Origin of the sequence: Acinetobacter sp. CIP 101934, assembly GCF_000369585.1 — a bacterium.
Lineage (GTDB): Bacteria > Pseudomonadota > Gammaproteobacteria > Pseudomonadales > Moraxellaceae > Acinetobacter > Acinetobacter schindleri.
Genome location: NZ_KB850094.1, coordinates 55,333 through 73,310, shown reverse-complemented (window position 1 = coordinate 73,310; position 17,978 = coordinate 55,333). Strand labels below are relative to the sequence as shown.

At 44.6% G+C, this 17,978-nt stretch carries 16 protein-coding genes and 2 tRNA genes; 6 read left to right on the top strand and 12 right to left on the bottom strand.

Going from position 1 to position 17,978, the window contains the following annotated elements:
• Positions 1–24: 24 nt before the first annotated feature.
• The 3 genes from F899_RS00910 to galE are packed head-to-tail and all read left to right on the top strand — an operon-like array spanning position 25 to position 3,966.
• Positions 25–1,281 carry a nucleotide sugar dehydrogenase gene (locus F899_RS00910; protein ID WP_005220360.1) on the top strand — a complete coding sequence of 419 codons (1,257 nt, stop codon included), beginning with the start codon at positions 25–27 and terminating at the stop codon, positions 1,279–1,281.
• Positions 1,281–2,954, top strand: coding sequence for a glucose-6-phosphate isomerase (gene pgi, locus F899_RS00905; protein WP_005220346.1), 1,674 nt, complete (start codon positions 1,281–1,283; stop codon positions 2,952–2,954). The genes F899_RS00910 and pgi overlap by 1 nt, the downstream gene beginning before the upstream one ends.
• Positions 2,947–3,966 carry a UDP-glucose 4-epimerase GalE gene (gene galE / locus F899_RS00900; protein WP_005220344.1) on the top strand — a complete coding sequence of 340 codons (1,020 nt, stop codon included), beginning with the start codon at positions 2,947–2,949 and terminating at the stop codon, positions 3,964–3,966. Before pgi ends, galE begins: the two co-directional genes overlap by 8 nt.
• A 64-nt stretch (positions 3,967–4,030) precedes the next feature.
• Here galE and F899_RS00895 read toward each other — a convergent pair whose 3' ends face one another.
• The 12 genes from F899_RS00895 to F899_RS00835 form a co-directional block, all read right to left on the bottom strand.
• Positions 4,031–5,404, bottom strand: coding sequence for a phosphohexomutase domain-containing protein (locus F899_RS00895; protein ID WP_005220343.1), 1,374 nt, complete (start codon positions 5,402–5,404; stop codon positions 4,031–4,033).
• Positions 5,405–5,462: 58 nt separating this feature from the next.
• The gene (gene glmS / locus F899_RS00890; protein WP_005220341.1) at positions 5,463–7,301 is read right to left on the bottom strand and encodes a glutamine--fructose-6-phosphate transaminase (isomerizing); all 1,839 of its coding nucleotides are present in this window, start codon (positions 7,299–7,301) and stop codon (positions 5,463–5,465) included.
• A gap of 11 nt (positions 7,302–7,312) precedes the next feature.
• Entirely contained in the window at positions 7,313–8,677 is a 1,365-nt protein-coding gene (glmU, locus tag F899_RS00885; RefSeq protein ID WP_005220339.1) for a bifunctional UDP-N-acetylglucosamine diphosphorylase/glucosamine-1-phosphate N-acetyltransferase GlmU, read from the bottom strand.
• A gap of 20 nt (positions 8,678–8,697) precedes the next feature.
• Positions 8,698–9,219: a phosphatidylglycerophosphatase A family protein gene (locus F899_RS00880; RefSeq protein WP_005220337.1), complete on the bottom strand. Its 522-nt coding sequence runs from the start codon at positions 9,217–9,219 to the stop codon at positions 8,698–8,700.
• The gene (gene thiL / locus F899_RS00875) at positions 9,197–10,114 is read right to left on the bottom strand and encodes a thiamine-phosphate kinase (RefSeq protein ID WP_005220336.1); all 918 of its coding nucleotides are present in this window, start codon (positions 10,112–10,114) and stop codon (positions 9,197–9,199) included. The genes F899_RS00880 and thiL overlap by 23 nt, the downstream gene beginning before the upstream one ends.
• Positions 10,115–10,134: 20 nt before the next feature.
• On the bottom strand, positions 10,135–10,584 hold the full coding sequence (gene nusB / locus F899_RS00870) for a transcription antitermination factor NusB (protein ID WP_004814175.1): 450 nt from the start codon (positions 10,582–10,584) through the stop codon (positions 10,135–10,137).
• A gap of 4 nt (positions 10,585–10,588) precedes the next feature.
• Positions 10,589–11,059: a 6,7-dimethyl-8-ribityllumazine synthase gene (ribE, locus tag F899_RS00865; protein ID WP_004814177.1), complete on the bottom strand. Its 471-nt coding sequence runs from the start codon at positions 11,057–11,059 to the stop codon at positions 10,589–10,591.
• A 19-nt stretch (positions 11,060–11,078) separates the two neighbouring features.
• Positions 11,079–12,194 carry a bifunctional 3,4-dihydroxy-2-butanone-4-phosphate synthase/GTP cyclohydrolase II gene (gene ribBA / locus F899_RS00860; RefSeq protein WP_004895820.1) on the bottom strand — a complete coding sequence of 372 codons (1,116 nt, stop codon included), beginning with the start codon at positions 12,192–12,194 and terminating at the stop codon, positions 11,079–11,081.
• A gap of 358 nt (positions 12,195–12,552) precedes the next feature.
• Positions 12,553–14,064 (bottom strand): acetaldehyde dehydrogenase ExaC, encoded by a 1,512-nt coding sequence (locus tag F899_RS00855; protein WP_005220331.1) that lies wholly within the window; start codon positions 14,062–14,064, stop codon positions 12,553–12,555.
• A gap of 369 nt (positions 14,065–14,433) precedes the next feature.
• The gene (locus F899_RS00850; RefSeq protein WP_005220329.1) at positions 14,434–15,399 is read right to left on the bottom strand and encodes an alpha/beta hydrolase; all 966 of its coding nucleotides are present in this window, start codon (positions 15,397–15,399) and stop codon (positions 14,434–14,436) included.
• Between the two features lie 528 nt (positions 15,400–15,927).
• Positions 15,928–16,003: transfer RNA gene (locus F899_RS00840), tRNA-Gly, on the bottom strand.
• A 47-nt stretch (positions 16,004–16,050) separates the two neighbouring features.
• A tRNA-Gly gene (locus tag F899_RS00835) sits at positions 16,051–16,126 on the bottom strand.
• 240 nt (positions 16,127–16,366) lie between these two features.
• Between F899_RS00835 and F899_RS00830 the strand changes: the two genes are divergently transcribed.
• The 3 genes from F899_RS00830 to F899_RS00820 all read left to right on the top strand — a co-directional run bounded on the left by F899_RS00830 (position 16,367) and on the right by F899_RS00820 (position 17,977).
• Positions 16,367–16,675: a BolA family protein gene (locus tag F899_RS00830; protein WP_004814186.1), complete on the top strand. Its 309-nt coding sequence runs from the start codon at positions 16,367–16,369 to the stop codon at positions 16,673–16,675.
• A gap of 9 nt (positions 16,676–16,684) precedes the next feature.
• On the top strand, positions 16,685–17,077 hold the full coding sequence (locus F899_RS00825) for a SirB2 family protein (protein WP_004895347.1): 393 nt from the start codon (positions 16,685–16,687) through the stop codon (positions 17,075–17,077).
• Between the two features lie 63 nt (positions 17,078–17,140).
• The gene (locus F899_RS00820) at positions 17,141–17,977 is read left to right on the top strand and encodes a ParA family protein (RefSeq protein WP_004895345.1); all 837 of its coding nucleotides are present in this window, start codon (positions 17,141–17,143) and stop codon (positions 17,975–17,977) included.
• The last annotated feature ends 1 nt before the right edge of the window (position 17,978 follow it).

Below are 17,978 nucleotides of genomic sequence, written 5' to 3'. Positions count from 1 at the left end.
ACTTTAACAATAATAAGGATCCTTATGAACATAGCAGTATTTGGTCAGACCTTATATGCCGGTGTCATGGCAGCCCTACTGGCAGAATGTGGTCATCAGGTCTACTGGTGTGATTTGCTGAAAAAACCGTCTTCCGAGCAGGTTTATGCACAGGATGAAGCCGTACAGCAGTTACTGAACAAGCAGCATGCCAAGGGCTTTTTACAATACTGCAAGTTCGAGGCGATTCCTTTAGATATTGATGTCTATCTGTTTAGCTTAAGTCCGACTGAAGAAAGTCAGGGTCTGGAAATCCTGCGTGAGCTCAAGCAGCGTCCAATTATTCATCCAAAACTGATGATCAATGCTTCTACCTTGGGCCTTCACGGTACCGAAAAATTCCAGCAAATTCTTTCAGAAGATTACTGGATCTATTTGCCAGATGTGATTCAGGAAGGTAATGCCTTACGCAGCCTGACCGAAGCCAGCCAGCTCATTGTCGGCTATAGCAATGAAACGGCGAAAACACTTTTGAAGGAATTGCTCAGGCCGTTATTTCCGCGTGAACAGCAATACCTGTTTATGCCGGTTCTGGATGCCGAATTTACCAAACTGAGCGTGTCCGGCATGCTGGCCACGCGCATCAGCTATATCAATGATCTGGCTCTGGTGGCTGAAAAACTTGGTATTGATATTGAGCATGTACGCCAGGGGCTGGCAGCGGATAGCCGAATTGGTTCATCTTATCTGTATCCGGGGGCTGGGTTCGGCGGCGAAAACTTCTCGCATGATATTCAGATCCTGGCCAGTACTGTGTCAGGCACCGGCGCGAAAAGCCAGCTAATGGCTCAGGTCTGGGAAATTAATGAGCAGCAAAAAGAACTGCTATTTCGCAAGCTGTGGAATTATTACCATGGTGATCTGGCCGGGAAAACTGTAGCGATCTGGGGAGCATCCTTTAAGGAAAATACCTCGCGTATCCAGCAATCCCCGATTCATGCCATGTTGACCGCACTCTGGGCTCAAGGGGTGACCGTCAAGCTGCATGATCCTCAAGCCTTGGCGGAAATTGAAAAAGTCTACGGACAACGCGATGATCTGGTGTATTGCACAGATCAGTACGAGGCTGTAAATGGAGCACATGCCCTATGCGTACTCACAGCCTGGAAACAATACTGGAGTCCCAATTACCGCAGCCTGTTGAATCAAATGCAGCATCCACTGATCCTGGATGGACGTAATATTTATAATCCGGAGTATATGAAAGCACAAGGTTTTGCCTATAAGGGAGTAGGACGTTAATGAGTGTAATTCAGCAACCTTATCCCCTCGAAGAGAAAGAGGCTGTTTTAAGCCGATTAAATATTTTAAAACAGCAGTTTGAACACAAGCATCTGCAAGAGCTGTTTCAGCAAGATCCTCAGCGTTTTCAGCACTTCTCGGTGAATCTGGAGCCGGTAACCTTTGATTTTAGTAAACATCGAATAGATCAGGATGTGCTGCAGGCTTTAGTGCAACTGGCACAGGTACAAGATCTGAAACAGTGGATCAAACGGCTGTTTTCCCAAGAGCAGGTTAACTATACCGAGCAGCGTGCTGCAATGCATTGGGCCTTACGTTTGCCTGAGCAGAATGAACAGCATCCTGAACTGGCTGCCGAGGTGCATACCCAGTTACAGCGCATGTTCACCTTGGTAGAAAAAATCCATGCTGGACAGTACCGCGGTGCTACCGGTGAAGTGATTCAGGATGTAGTCAATATCGGGGTAGGCGGTTCGGATTTAGGCCCGCTGATGGTCAGTCAAGCCCTGTCTGACTTTAAACAGCCGACTCAGCGTCCCTTAAATGTACATTTCGTATCGACCATGGATGGCAGCCAGCTGTCTGATCTGCTGCATAAGCTGCGCCCTGAAACGACACTGTTTATTATCTCCTCCAAATCTTTCGGTACCATTGACACCCTCTCTAATGCGCAAACGGTACGCCTGTGGCTGGAAAAAACCCTGGGACAAGACCTGCGCACGATCCAGCATCATTTTATTGGGGTCTCGACCAAGCCGGAGAAAATGACTGCTTGGGGAATTGCACCAGAAAACCAGTTCCTGCTCTGGGATTGGGTTGGCGGCCGTTATTCGCTCTGGTCCTGTATTGGCTTGCCTATTGCATTGACGATCGGAGTACAGGGTTTTCAGCACTTTTTAGCGGGTGCCCATGCAGTAGATGAGCATTTCCAGACTGCGCCATTTGAACAGAACATTCCGGTGCTAATGGGGCTGTTAGGGGTCTGGAACAATAACTTCCTGGATATACAAACCCATGCCGTATTGCCTTATGATGGCCGGTTAAAATATTTTGCTTCTTATTTGCAACAGCTGGAAATGGAATCCAATGGTAAATCCATTCAGCGTAATAGCGAGAAAGTAGAGTGGGATACCTGCCCGATTATCTGGGGAGAAGTTGGACCGAATGCCCAGCATGCCTTCTATCAGTTATTGCATCAGGGTACCCAATCGGTGAGCAGTGATTTTATTGCACCGGTTCAGCGTTATAATGCGAACCAGTTTACCTATGCCGATAATGCCGATGCGCTGATTGAACAGCATCATTTGGCCCTGTCCAACTGTCTGGCACAGTCGCGGCTACTGGCCTTTGGTAATCAGGCGCTCGATGCCAGTGAACTGACCGACCTACCGACCTATAAGCAGTATGCAGGGAACCAGCCGAGTTCAACTATTTTAATGCAAGAGCTCAATCCTTATAGTCTGGGGATGCTGATCGCCATGTATGAACATAAGGTGTTTGTGCAGTCAGTACTGTGGAATATCAATCCTTTTGACCAGTGGGGCGTCGAAAAAGGCAAGGAAATTGCTAACCAGCTCTTGCCGATTTTAAATGGAGAACAGGCGGATGTGTCCGCGCTGGATGCCTCGACACAAGGTTTAATTGCAATATTAATGGGGAAACAGCGTGGCTAAAGTACTGGTAACAGGTGGTGCTGGTTATATCGGCTCACATACCTGTCTGGAATTATTAAATGCCGGACATGAAGTCGTGGTATTAGATAATCTTTCTAATAGTTCTAAAGAATCTCTGAATCGTGTGCAGGCTTTGGCTTCGAAATCTTTGGATTTTATTCAGGGTGATATTCTAGATCAAAATATTTTGAATCAGATTTTTAGTACCTATCAAATTGATGCCGTGATTCATTTCGCTGGTCTAAAAGCCGTAGGGGAAAGCCAGCAAATTCCGCTGACGTATTTTGAAAATAATATTTCAGGTTCCATCAGCCTGGTACAGGCCATGCAGCGCGCTGGTATATTCCGTCTGGTCTTCAGTTCCTCGGCTACAGTCTATGATGAAGCCAATATCTCGCCTTTAAATGAAGATATGCCGACCGGTATGCCGAGCAATAACTATGGTTATACCAAGCTGATTGTAGAGCAGCTATTACAAAAGCTATCGGCATCTGATGATCGCTGGTCAATTGCCTTGTTGCGTTATTTTAATCCGGTTGGTGCGCATAAAAGTGGGCAGATTGGTGAAGACCCGCAAGGGATTCCCAATAACCTGATGCCGTATGTGACCCAGGTGGCTGTGGGCCGTCGTGAAAAACTGTCTATTTTTGGGGATGATTACGATACGGTAGATGGGACAGGCGTACGGGATTATATTCATGTGGTGGATCTGGCCAATGCGCATTTATGTGCATTGACTAACCGTTTGCAAGCACAAGGTTGCCGTGCCTGGAACATTGGTACGGGACAAGGCTGTTCAGTCTTGCAAATCAAAAATACCTTTGAGCAGGTCAACGAGGTGCAGATTCCATTTGAAATCGCTCCGCGTCGTGAAGGTGATGTGGCAACGTCTTTTGCCGATAATACCCGTGCAATAAAAGAGCTGGGTTGGCAACCAAAATATGGCCTGGAAGATATGCTGGCAGATAGCTGGAACTGGCAGAAGCAGAATCCACAAGGTTATCGAGATTAATTTGTTCAGATAAGTAGCAAGCATAAAAAAGAGCCATTTTGATCTGGCTCTTTTTTTTCTGACTTCAGCTGCCTTGAATCAGCTGGGTCAGCTCATTCACATAGTCTTGCATTGGTCGTGGATTCTGGTCACGACGGCTTTCAATATTCAAACGCAATAATGGTTCGGTATTAGATGCGCGCACATTAAAACGCCAGCTACCAAAATTCAGGCTGACGCCATCAGTCTGATCAATTTCAGGTTTCTGATCGGTATAATGATCGAAAAGTTTTTGGATGGTGGCCTGGGTATCGGCCACTTTAAAATTAATTTCACCTGAACATGGGAACTTGGCAATCATTTCTTCCACGAGAGAAGATAAGGATTTGCCTGTTTCAGATAGTACAGCCATAGCCAGCAACCATGGAATCATGCCGCTGTCACAGTAAGCAAAGTCACGGAAATAGTGATGGGCACTCATTTCTCCACCATAAGCCGCATTATGTTCACGCATCACATCTTTAATAAAGGCATGGCCTGACTTGGACTGCACCGTGATCCCTTGGTATTGTTCCACGATATCCAGCGTATTCCAGACTAGACGCGGGTCATGTACGATCTTTTCGCCAGATTGTTTTAGCAGGAAAGCCTGTGCCAGCAGACCGACAATATAATAACCTTCAATAAACTGGCCTTTTTCATCGAACAGGAAACAGCGGTCAAAGTCACCATCCCAGGCAATGCCCATATCTGCTTGATGCTCAATCACGGCATTACGGGTACTGTCACGGTTTTCAACCAGAATTGGATTCGGAATACCATTCGGGAAGTTGCCATCGGCTTCATGGTGAATTTTGATGAATTCGACGGGAACATTGAGTTCTTTAAATTTTACTTCGATCGCATCAATGACATGACCTGCTGCGCCATTACCGGCATTCACCACCAGTTTCATCGGGCAAATTTTTGCAGGGTCAATATAGGTCATTAGATGATCGACAAATTCAGGCAGGATATTATATTTTTTGGTTGTGCCTTTTTCTACAACCTCATTAAAAGTACCTGTTTCAGCCAGCGCTTGAATTTCTTTTAAACCTGTATCGGCACTGATCGGACGGGCATTTTCACGCACCAGTTTCATGCCATTATAATCCATCGGGTTATGACTGGCAGTGACTTCAATACCACCTTGCACATCTAAATGGAAGGCACCAAAATAAACTTCTTCAGTCCCGGTCATACCTAAATCTAGAACATTAACGCCCGCATCATTTAAACCGCGGATAGTGGCCTGTTTTAAACCTTCACTGCTAAGGCGCACATCACAACCGACCACAATGGTTTCGGGCTGGTAAATTTGTCCATAGGCGCGACCTATTTTATAGGCAATCTCTTCATTGAGTTCGCTACCCAATTTTCCGCGAATGTCATAGGCTTTGAAGCACGTCAGTCTTGTCATTTAGAGGCTCTCTATTCAGAAGGAAAAGGCCAGTTCCCCAGCCTTGATTCAATTCTAATTATTCTACAGTGACCGATTTTGCCAAGTTACGCGGCTGATCGACATCCGTACCACGCAGCACTGCAACATGATAGGACAATAACTGCACCGGAATGCTATACACAATTGGTGCCAAGATTGGATCGACGCCTGGTACAAAGACCACATGCTGACGGTCTTTGGCTTTAATACCACTATTTTCATCAGCAAAGACGAATAGCTCACCACCACGTGCCTGCACTTCTTCCATATTGGATTTGAGTTTATCCAGCATGTCATCCTGTGGCGCCAGAATCACCACTGGCATGTCGTTGTCGACCAAGGCTAATGGACCATGCTTCAGTTCACCTGCCGCATAACCTTCAGCATGAATATAGGAAATTTCCTTCAGCTTCAAGGCACCTTCTAGCGCAATCGGAAAATGTGTACCGCGGCCCAGGAACAGACAGTGCTGCTTTTCTACAAACAGTTCAGAAAGGCGTAAAATTTCATCGTTATGATGCAAGGTATCCAGAATCACTTTTGGCATATGCCATAAGTCGGTGCTAATAGCTGTGACCTGTTCTGCTGAAATTGTATTTTTGACTGTACCCAGTTTCAGTACCAACAGCATCAGTGCAGCTAGCTGTGTGGTAAAGGCTTTAGTCGATGCAACACCAATCTCAGGGCCTGCCAAAGTCAGCAGGTTGTGATTGGTTTCACGTACCATCGAGGAGGTTGCCACGTTACAGATCGTCATGGTGGTGATGTCTAGTCCTTTGGTAGCCGCACGTTTCTGTGTATCACGTAATGCAGCCAAGGTATCGGCAGTTTCACCAGATTGGGAAATACAAATATACAGCGTGTGATTTACAATCACTGGCGTACGATAACGGAATTCGCTGGCAATCTCGATCTGGCAAGGCAGATCGATCAGCTGTTCAAACCAGTATTTGGCGATCATGCCAGCATGATAGCTGGTACCACAGGCAATAATCTGGATTTGCTGAATTTTGGTAAAATCCTCAACGGCATTCGCGAGGAAATCTTCGCGCAGATCATTACCATTCAAGGCTTGGGAAATCGTCTGTTTGATCGCTTCAGGCTGCTCATAAATTTCTTTGAGCATGTAATGCTTGTATTCACCTTTAGATGCATTGCTGACCGCAGCATCCAGTTCTTTGACTGGGCGATTCACCAGTTGACCGTCGACAAAGACTTCAATGGTGGTGCGGGTCAAACGGGCAATATCACCTTCTTCCAGGTAGATAAAACGGTTGGTAATCGGGAGCAGCGCCAGCTGGTCAGAACTGATAAAGTTTTCACCAATGCCGACACCAATCACCAGTGGAGAGCCTTCACGCACGGTAATCAGTTCATCTGGATGATCCGTATGTACGATACCCAGTGCATAAGCACCTTTTAGTTGCGGCACCACCTGACGTACAGCTTCTAACAGGCTTGGGGTAGATTTCAGCGCATCATTGATCAGATGGGCAACCACTTCAGTATCGGTCTGTGAAGTAAAGACATAGCCCAAAGCTTCAAGATCATCTTTAAGCTCTTGATAGTTCTCAATAATACCATTATGAACCACTGCCACATTTTCAGAAATATGCGGATGGGCATTTTCTTCAGTCGGTTTGCCATGGGTTGCCCAGCGTGTATGTGCAATACCGAGTGAACCACTAATCTGTGATTCATTCACCGCCTGTTCAAGGTTGGAAACCTTGCCGACACGGCGTTCACGCAGAACCTGATGATTGTTAATCAGGGCTAAACCTGCTGAATCATAGCCACGGTATTCCAGGCGTTTTAAGCCTTCAATTAAAATATTGGTAATGCTGCGTTCCGCAATGCCACCGACGATACCACACATATTTGTTCCCCTTATTTCTTGATTTTTTGCGGACGTGGATAGTTTTCTTTGGCAAATTGCTTAGAGCGCTCTACTGCCAAACTGTTGTCTTCCACATCACGGGTAATCGTCGAGCCTGCACCGACTGTAGCACCGTTACCAATTCTCACAGGTGCCACTAATGAACTGTTCGAGCCAATAAAGGCTTGATCACCAATAATTGTTTTAAATTTGTTGGCACCATCATAATTACAGGTAATGGTCCCTGCACCGATGTTTGAGCCTGCACCAACTTCAGCATCACCCAGGTAGGTAAAGTGGTTGGCTTTAGAGCCTAGACCAATCGTGGTATTTTTAACTTCAACAAAGTTACCAATGTGAACTTCATTGGCAAGTTTTGCCCCTGGACGTAAACGTGCAAAAGGTCCAATTTGGGTATCTTCCCCAACGATGGCGCTATCGAAAATGCTATATGGCTGCACCTTGGTACCCGCTGCAATCTTGGTGTTCTTGATGATACAGCCAGCGCCAATTTCAACATTGTTACCTAACTCGCAATCACCTTCGATAATCACGTTGATATCAATGCGGACATCCTGACCGACGGTTAAATTGCCACGCAAGTCAAAACGGCTTGGATCAATCAGATGTACGCCTTGCTGCATGAGCTGTTTGGCCTGAAATGCCTGGAACTGACGCTCTAAAGCAGCCAGCTGCACCCGGTCATTTACCCCTTCAACTTCAAAAGCCTGCTCAGGTTCTACAGATGCAACTTGCATACCATCTGCCAAAGCCATCGCCACAATATCAGTCAGGTAATATTCACCTTGCGCATTGTCATTGCTTAAACGTGGTAGCCATTGATGCAACTTGGCATTGCTGACGGCATAAATACCGGTATTGATTTCCTTGATTTGACGTTGTTCTTCAGAAGCATCCTTGTGCTCAACAATGGCCTGGATCTGACCTTGTTCACGTACGATACGGCCATAACCATTGGCATCCGGCAGGGTAAGCGTCACCAGACCAATACCGGTTTCTGCAGTAGCATCGAGTAATTTTTGCAAGGTTACAGGATTAATGCACGGCACATCGCCGGAAAGAATCAGCGAAACGCCATCTTGTGGCAGGACAGGCAAGGTCATTTGCACTGCATGGCCGGTACCCAGCTGTTCAGCCTGTTCTACCCATTTAATCTCTTGCTCTGCAAAAGCAGCCTGAACCCGGTCACCACCGTGACCATAAATCGTAATAATATTATCTGCGTTTAATTTTTTTGCCGTTTCAATGACATGACCCAGTAAAGGACGTCCTGCAAGGGGTTGTAATACTTTCGGTAAGCTGGAACGCATACGGGTTCCTTTACCTGCAGCAAGAATAATCACAGTCGTTGACATGTTCTAATCCTAAATATGGCTTATGCCACAGTGAAGTAAAAATAAAGCAAAATACAAAGGGCCGCCCACAGGCCAGCAATAATGTCATCCAGCATGATGCCGAAACCGCCGTCAATTTGACGGTCAATGACACGAATCGGCCAGGGCTTCCAGACATCGAATAAACGGAACAGAGCAAAACCGACCAATGCCCACATCCAGCTCATTTCATTTAGATAGAGCAAAGGCAAAAAGGTAATGGATTGACCTGCAAATTCATCCCAGACAATGCGACCATCATCATGTACACCCATGACTTTAGCCGTATGCCCGCAAATATAGATGCCAATGAGCGACATTAGAATAATGGCTAATATGGTGCTCGATAGACCAATTGCAAGCCATAGCGGAATAAACAATAAGGCAAAAGCTGAACCAAACGTACCCGGCGCTTTCGGTAATAAGCCAGAACCAAAACCAACACCACAGAACACAATAAAACGGTCGGTCCATGACATGGCTTTAAAATTGATTGAAGGTTTATGCAAAATGTTGATACCCATTAAATTGAAGCAAATGATCTACGCCATCTTTTTCAAAAGTTAAGCCGCGCTGTTGCTGAATTGTGCCGATTATACTAATCGAATCATCAAGTTGTTTTTGCAATAATTTTTCATAATTTTGCGGGCTTATTGTAAAACATAATTCATAATCGTCGCCACCCGCCAATGCATACTGCCATTTTTGTTCATCATTTAAGGCGTGCAGGGCAGTACTTAGTGGTAAGTTTTCAAGTTGCAGCTTTGCGCCGACATTTGATGCTTTAAGGATGTGTCCCAAATCTTGTGCAAGACCATCTGAGACATCAATCATGCTATTGGCCAGGCCTTTAAGCGCAGCACCTAAAGCACAACGTGGCGTTGGATAATCCAGACGTTTTTGTAGATCATGACCTAAATGCTTTAAGCCAAATGCCGCATCGCCAACCGTACCTGAAACACAAATCAGATCACCGATTTGGGCACCTGAACGTGGTACAGCAAGGCCTGTATCGACCCAGCCCAGTGCTGTGACAGATAGAGTCAGATGTGGACTTTGCGTGGTATCACCACCAATTAAACGTACACCAAATTGATCGCAGCAGTCGTATAGCCCTTGGCTAAAGCCTTTGAGCCAAGCATGATCAATTTGGGGTAAGCTCAATGCCAATAAAATACTATGCGGTGTGGCGCCCATCGCGGCAATATCAGATAAATTGACTGCAACAGATTTCCAGCCAATGGCATGTGGGTTTGTATCTAAAGGAAAATGTCGACCCGCAACTAAGGTGTCGGCACAAATCACCAATTGCTGGTGAGGAGGGGGGGTGAGCAAGGCTGAGTCGTCACCGACCCCTAAATCGACAGAATCTTGATTCTTACGATTGAAATAGGTGTCGATAATCGAAAACTCAGCCATACAACAAATCTACTTAAAACTTAGTTTGCTTGTTGTTTTTCTGCTGCACGTAAAGTTGTCGCTAAACGATCTAATACACCATTGATGTATTTATGGCTGTCTGCACCGCCAAAATGTTTAGCTAACTCAATTGCTTCGTCTAAAACGACACGATATGGAATCTCAAGATGTTCTTTGAGCTCATACGCACCTAAACGAAGTGTTGCGAGTTCTACACCGTCAAGTGCAGAAAGTTCGCGATCCAGCACAGGGATAAGCAAAGCATCCAATGCTTCATGATTGGCAACCACTTGAGTCAACAATTCATGATAATAGCCAAGATCCACTTTGTGCATGGCATTGTCCACACGTGTACGTGCTTCAATCTCATGCACAGGGTTGTGGCTCATTTGCCATTCATAAATTCCTTGTACGGCAAAACGACGTGCTTTACGTTTTGCAGCATAAGTTGCTTGAAGTGTTTGCGACATAGCCTTAAATAGCCTTTAACAAGTTAACCATTTCAATCGCAGTCAAGGCAGCTTCACTACCTTTATTGCCTGCTTTTGTTCCAGAGCGTTCAATCGCTTGTTCAATACTATCCGTAGTGAGTACGCCATTAATGACAGGAAGACCAGCGTCCAGACCAACTACGCCTAAACCTTTGGCACATTCACCTGCCACGAAATCGAAGTGCGGTGTGCTACCACGAATCACAGCGCCCAAGGCAATGATGGCATCGAACTTGCCAGTCGCTGCTAATTTTTTTGCAACGATTGGAAGTTCCCAGGCACCAGGTGCATGAACGACCGTGATATTATCCTCTGATACACCATGGCGTTTCAATGTATCAACGGCACCTTCTAACAGATGTTCAACAACAAAGCTGTTAAAACGACCAACTAAAATCGCATAACGGTCTTCGTTCGCGAGATGTAACATACCTTCAATACGGCGAACAGCCATAATAACCTCGATTCTTATCTTAAGATGTGTGTTGTGCAGTGATGTATTCCACCACTTCTAAATTAAAACCTGACAATGCATTAAAGCGTAATGGTGAACTCAGCAGCTTCATTTTTTCTACGCCTAGATCACGCAAAATTTGTGCACCGACACCAATCGTTTGATACTGCTGCGACAGTGCAGCATTGGATTTCACATTTTTGGGTGCTTTTAAAGTATCAAGCGCAGGACCTAGATCTTGTAAATGACGTTGACCAATCCAGACCAAAACACCACGATCACTGCTTGCAATTTCTTTAAGTGCCTTGTCTAAATTCCAAGCCGGTTCGCCGTCCTGTTTATTCAGTTTTAAGAGGTCCCGTGTCGGGTTAAAGCCGTGGACACGTACAGTCGTTACGCCTTCTTTCGGCTCGCCTTTGACTAGTGCCACATGAATATCCGGGTTACCTAATTCACGGTAACGATACAGATCAAAGGTACCGTATTCGGTATCAATTGTTTGCTGATCTAAACGTTCAACCGTCTGCTCATTGGTCATGCGATAATGAATCAGGTCAGCAATCGTACCAATTTTCAAGCCATGCTTTTCGGCAAAGACTTCAAGGTCTGGACGACGTGCCATGGTGCCATCTTCATTGATGATTTCACAAATGACCGATGCTGGCTCTAAACCTGCAAGACGCGATAAGTCACAGCCTGCTTCGGTATGACCTGCACGGTGCAGGACACCACCTGGCTGTGCCATCAATGGGAAGATATGACCAGGCTGTACGATGTCCGTAGGTTTAGCATGAGCCGCCACAGCGGTTTGAATGGTATGCGCACGCTCTGCAGGTGAAATACCGGTAGAAATACCTTCAGCTGCTTCAATCGATAACGTGAAGTTGGTCCCGTGTTGAGCACCATTAGCATCTACCATCAATGGAAGATTCAACTGTTGGCAACGTTCTTTACTTAAAGTCAGACACACTAAACCACGAGCATGGGTGATCATAAAGTTGATGTCTTCAGGACGCACGTGCGTGGCAGCAATGACTAAATCGCCTTCATTTTCACGATCTTCATCATCCATCAGGATGACCATTTTTCCTGCACGGATATCTGCTACAAGCTCTTCAACTGTATTGAGCGGCATCAACCTTCACCTTCTTTTTTGATCTTGTTCAGACCGAATCATGACATTATTGGTTGCATAGTCTAACGCTTTTTGAGCAATTTTGCCTATGCTTATTGATTTCCCTAAACTGAACATTGTTATACACAGTCTTTTTCGGCAAAGAAAGCCGACTTTATATGGAAGTTTTTAATTTTTGTATTTTTTTTATCCAATTGAAAATATTAAAAAAATCAATACTTATCATAGAGGGATATATACTTGTTTTGGATAGCTTTATGATTTTATTGGGATAGAGGGACGGTTATTTTTTTGTTTAAGATAAAATTACCAAGCCAATAAAAAAGCGAACTGAAGTTCGCTTTTGCTTAGACAGGAATTAGAAGAAACCTGCGGGTTTGGTCGAGTAGCTGACAAGCAAGTTTTTGGTTTGTTGATAATGATCGAGCATCATTTTGTGGTTCTCGCGTCCAATCCCTGATTTTTTATAACCACCAAATGCCGCATGGGCAGGGTAAATGTGATAACAGTTGGTCCAGACGCGACCTGCCTGAATCGCACGGCCGGCACGATAAGAGGTATGGGCTGAACGCGACCAGACACCAGCACCTAAGCCATAAATGGTGTCATTGGCAATTTTAATAGCATCATCAAAGTCCTTAAAGGTGGTGACAGCCAGCACCGGTCCAAAAATTTCTTCCTGGAAGGTTTTCATGTCATTGGTGCCTTTAAAAATGGTCGGTTCAATATAGAAGCCTTGACCTACTTCATGGCGTGCTTCACCACCTGTTAAGACCTGAGCACCTTCTTCACGACCTGTGGCGATACAACCCAAAATCTTATCTTGCTGTTCTTGCGATGCCTGTGCGCCAATCATGGTGTCGGTATCCAGCGGATGACCGGTCTTAATGCGCTTGACACGCTCAACTGCACGTTCCAAGAATTTGTCTGCAATACTTTCCTGTACCAGTGCACGTGAAGGGCAGGTACAGATTTCTCCTTGGTTGAGGGCAAACATGGTAAAACCTTCCAGGGCTTTATCTAGGTATTCATCCTCTTGATCCATCACATCTGCAAAGAACAGGTTTGGTGATTTACCGCCCAGCTCCAAGGTCACAGGAATAATATTCTCGGTCGCATACTGCATGATCATTTGGCCGACTGCGGTTGAACCGGTAAAAGCAATTTTTGCGATACGAGGGTTGGTTGCCAGTGGGCGACCGACCTCAACGCCATAGCCATTAACAATATTCAGTACACCGGGTGGTAAAAGATCCTGAATCAGTTCAACCAGCACTAAAATACTTACAGGGGTTTGTTCTGCTGGTTTCAGCACAATACAGTTACCGGCAGCTAAAGCCGGAGCCAGTTTCCATGCGGCCATTAAGATAGGGAAATTCCACGGAATGATTTGACCGACAACGCCGAGGGGTTCATGGAAATGATAGGCGATGGTGTCTTCGTCAATTTCTGAAATGCCGCCTTCTTGCGCGCGAATACAACCAGCAAAATAACGGAAGTGGTCGATACATAATGGAATATCTGCATTCAGGGTTTCACGAATCGGTTTACCGTTGTCCCAGGTTTCTGCCACTGCAAGCAATTCCAGGTTTTCCTCTAGACGATCGGCAATCTTGAGCAGGATATTTGAACGTGTGGTCGGTGATGAACTATTCCACTGGGCTTTGGCGGCATGGGCGGCATCGAGTGCGAGTTCAATATCTTCTACACTGGAGCGTGGTGCTCTGGTAAAAACTTTGCCATCGACTGGGGAAATATTATCAAAGTATTCACCTTTGACCGGCGGCACCCATTTACCGCCAATAAAGTTTTCGTATTGTGCTTTAAATTGAATTTTTGAACCGTCAGTATTTGGATCTGCATAGCGCATATTTTTGTCCTTTCATTGATTGTTATAGCTGTGAGAGAAATAAAGCTGAGAGACGAAGACTCATCTTGGAATGAATAGTTATAGCTAATATAAAGAGCAAATCTGACGCTATGTCGAGGGTTTACAAGCGTGCTACAAAAGGTAACAAAGCGAGGGCAAGGAGATTTTATTATTTTTAATAAAAATCAATTTACTAGGTTGGATAGATTAAATTTTTAAGGCGTTAAAACATGATGTTTCGCACATATAGGCTTGCCAAAAAATAACAATTAATACCTGCTTGATGAAAAATCTTTGAGCAAATTTTGGGGAAGGTGATTTATCATTTTCCTTCCCGCTATCTTGCCAATAATGAGGGTTATGAACTGTTCAAAGTCCTTTAGTTTGTAACCATTCAAACAGCTGTTGATAGACCTGCTCCCGTACCGCTTTTTCTGACAGGACTAGGTCATGCAAGCCATTATGAATTTCGCATAAGGTGACATCGCCCGATATTTTGCTGGCATGCTGAATCATATCCTGCACTTCCAGGATCACATCGCTGCTTTGTGCATGACGATTAAACTTTCGTGGATAAGTCGTCTGATGCGAATGCATGATCAGAACAGGAATGCTTAACTGAACACCTTGATGCAGTTCTTTTTGAGCCTCATGAATGGCATGTACAAAGCTCAAACGCACCATAGGATAACGGACTTTTTTCCATTCGAGGTTAAAGTTCCATTCACCATGATGGCTGGCGTGCAAACTCGGGACATACCACTTATTAAGACGACTTGGGAACAGCAAGTTTGGAAAACGTTTGCCCATTGCTGCCATTCGAGGAATGGCAAATTTCTTTTCCAGACGACTCATATTGAAATCATAAAAGGGACTGTTTGCCCAGAGCGCTTTAATCAGGGGATGATCAGGATGATGTGCAGCATACAAGGTTGTGGTTAAGCCCCCCGTTGAATGTCCGCAAAGCAGCACGGCGTCATGACTTTCCTGACCGATAATATCCAGTGCCTGAGTAATTTCTGCATCATATTCTGACAGGCTATGAACGTTATAGTACTTCTGATGCGGCAAATAGGAGCGGCCATATTTACGTAGGTCCAGCGCATAAAAGTCAAAACCCTGCTCATTGAAACGCTCTGCCATTTCAGTCTGGAAAAAATAGTCGATAAAACCGTGGATATATAGCACCGCCTTTTTAGTCGGTTTAGCGGCTTTCTTGCGAACGAGGGTCGCCACCACCTGACCTTCATAATCATTCGGAAGATCTAAGGTGACCTGTTCATAGCCAGCCCCTAAAATATCGGGTTGATAATTTACCTCTATCTTTGTTGTCATTATTTTCTCTTAAATTTTTGTTCGGATTCTATATTTAGATATTTCTACACTAGCGTCAAATAAAAAACAGTATTTTCTAATGAGGAGCTGATCACCTGAAATTAAAGATAAACAGCTCATCAGGATAGAATAAATGCGAGACAAGGTTTCTCTATAATGAAAAAGATGTTTATAAGCTGTTTGTTTATTATTTTGCTGGTAAATATAAGGCTAGAAATACAGAAAAAGACTATGATCCAATCAATAGAATGCGCTTGTGCTTGGACCACATTGGAGTGTAGAAAGGCGCCATGTATGATACGCACCTCGCTAATGCATGTAATTTTGTATAACGAAGCTAAAATTATGGATGTAGATTGAAGAAAGCAATTTTTATCTTTTAAATTAATAAATCAATAAATCAATTGAAGTAGGGGATTGTGAAAATACCCAGAGAAATAGATATTCCACCAGGCATCTAATTTCAACTTGGCTAAATAGTCTGAAAATAAAAAAAGCCCCAATCTTTCGATCAGGGCTTTTAAAATCTGGAGCGGGAAACGAGACTCGAACTCGCGACCCCAACCTTGGCAAGGTTGTGCTCTACCAACTGAGCTATTCCCGCAGGGTCGAATAATTTTTTACTATTAAAAAACTAAACAAAAAAGAATATGGAGCGGGAAACGAGACTCGAACTCGCGACCCCAACCTTGGCAAGGTTGTGCTCTACCAACTGAGCTATTCCCGCATGCCGTGTATAATACAGCATGCAAAAACAGGGTCAATAACTTTATGAAAAATCTTGCACCGTTTGCATAAAATAAAATCAATTCAGCCAATTCAGCGCTATAAATCGACAAAAATTATGCAAAATTTTGTTAAAACAGAGCCTTGGCAACCTTTAACTCTCCTTGAGCACAGTAAAACTCATGACAGAACAGAGTATACTGAATAGAATTTGGATCATTTGTAATTGCGGAGAAAGGCCATGAGTATTGAACAAGTCTTAAGAGAGCGTCTGGCTACCCTGTCTCCATCTCATCTTGAGGTGGTAAATGAGTCTTCTGGTCACGGTGGCTATTACCCGGGTAAGGAATCACACTTTAAAGCGGTGATTGTGAGTGAAGCTTTTGCAGGCCTGCGTCAGGTACAGCGTCATCAGAAAGTCTATGCCGCAGTAGGCGATTTACTGAGCCCGGAAAAAATCCATGCATTAGCAATCCATGCTTTTGTTCCAGAAGAGTGGAGCGGTCAGGATACGACCAGTCCTGAATGTGCACATGCCCCAAAAAACTAAGAGGAACATATGGAAACCCAATTATTAGTCAAAATTATCCATATGTCAGCGGCCAGTCTGGCAATTATCGCGATTCTGGCACGTGCATTTACCTTGTTTGTTGGTACACAGGGTAATTTACCTAATCCGGTCGCACGCAAGCTATTTGTTGCCTTGCAGCATCTGGCACTTGCCGTAATTGCTTTGACGGGTGTCATTTCGCTAGTGATAAAAAACTTTGAAGTACAACCCTGGTTCTATGCCAAGGTCATTTTATTTCTGGTACTGGTTTCATCTTTGATGAAAGCCTATAAAAAAGATGACTCTGTCCTGTTGGTTCAACGTCGTGCTGGCCTGGTTATTGCAATTATTTCATTAGCTGCAATTATGGCACTGGTGATTATCAAGCCAACTTTTGGCTAGAAAATAACATCATTTTGTTTGGCTAAATTTAAAATAGATTGATAAAAATAATAGGGGGTTTTAATGCGTACACGTGTGGTGTTTAACCAAAAAGGGGGCGTGGGGAAGTCGAGTATTGCTGTAAATCTGGCAGCAATCAGTGCACATCAGGGGCATAAAACCCTGCTCATTGACCTCGATCCACAGGCCAATTCCAGCCAGTATCTGCTTGGTGATGATGCAACCTATTCGGGAGACAAGCCTGCATTAGAACCCAATATTGAAAACTATTTTGATGAAGTGCTGGGCAGCCAGCAGAACAAGGGTCTGATTGGCAATGCCATCGGCTCAATTCTAAAAACCCGCACTAAAGGCCTGGAAAGCTATGTGCACCAGTCACCGTTTAAACATCTGGATGTGATTCCAGCCAGCCCAAGTCTCGGCACACTGGCACATGCACTGGAATCCAAACATAAGATCTATAAACTACGTGATGCCTTACAACAGTTAACGGGTCAGTATGAGCGGGTGTTTATTGATACGCCGCCGGCTTTTAATTTCTTTACCTTATCAGCTTTAATTGCGGCAGATCGGGTACTGATTCCCTTTGACTGTGATGTATTTTCCAAACGTGCCCTGCATACCCTGATTGAAAATGTCATCGAAACCCAGGACGACCATAATAACCGTCTGGAAATTGAAGGGATTGTGGTTAATCAATTTCAGGCTCAGGCCAAACTGCCACGTGAGGTGGTGCAACAGCTGAAAGATGAGGGCTTGCCAGTATTGGAAAATATGTTGCCGCCATCGGTGATCATGAAAGAATCTCATCAGAAAAATCAACCCTTAATTCATCTGGCTACTGATCATAAATTGACTCAGGCCTATCAATCGTTGTTCAATGAGATTGAGCAAAAATAAG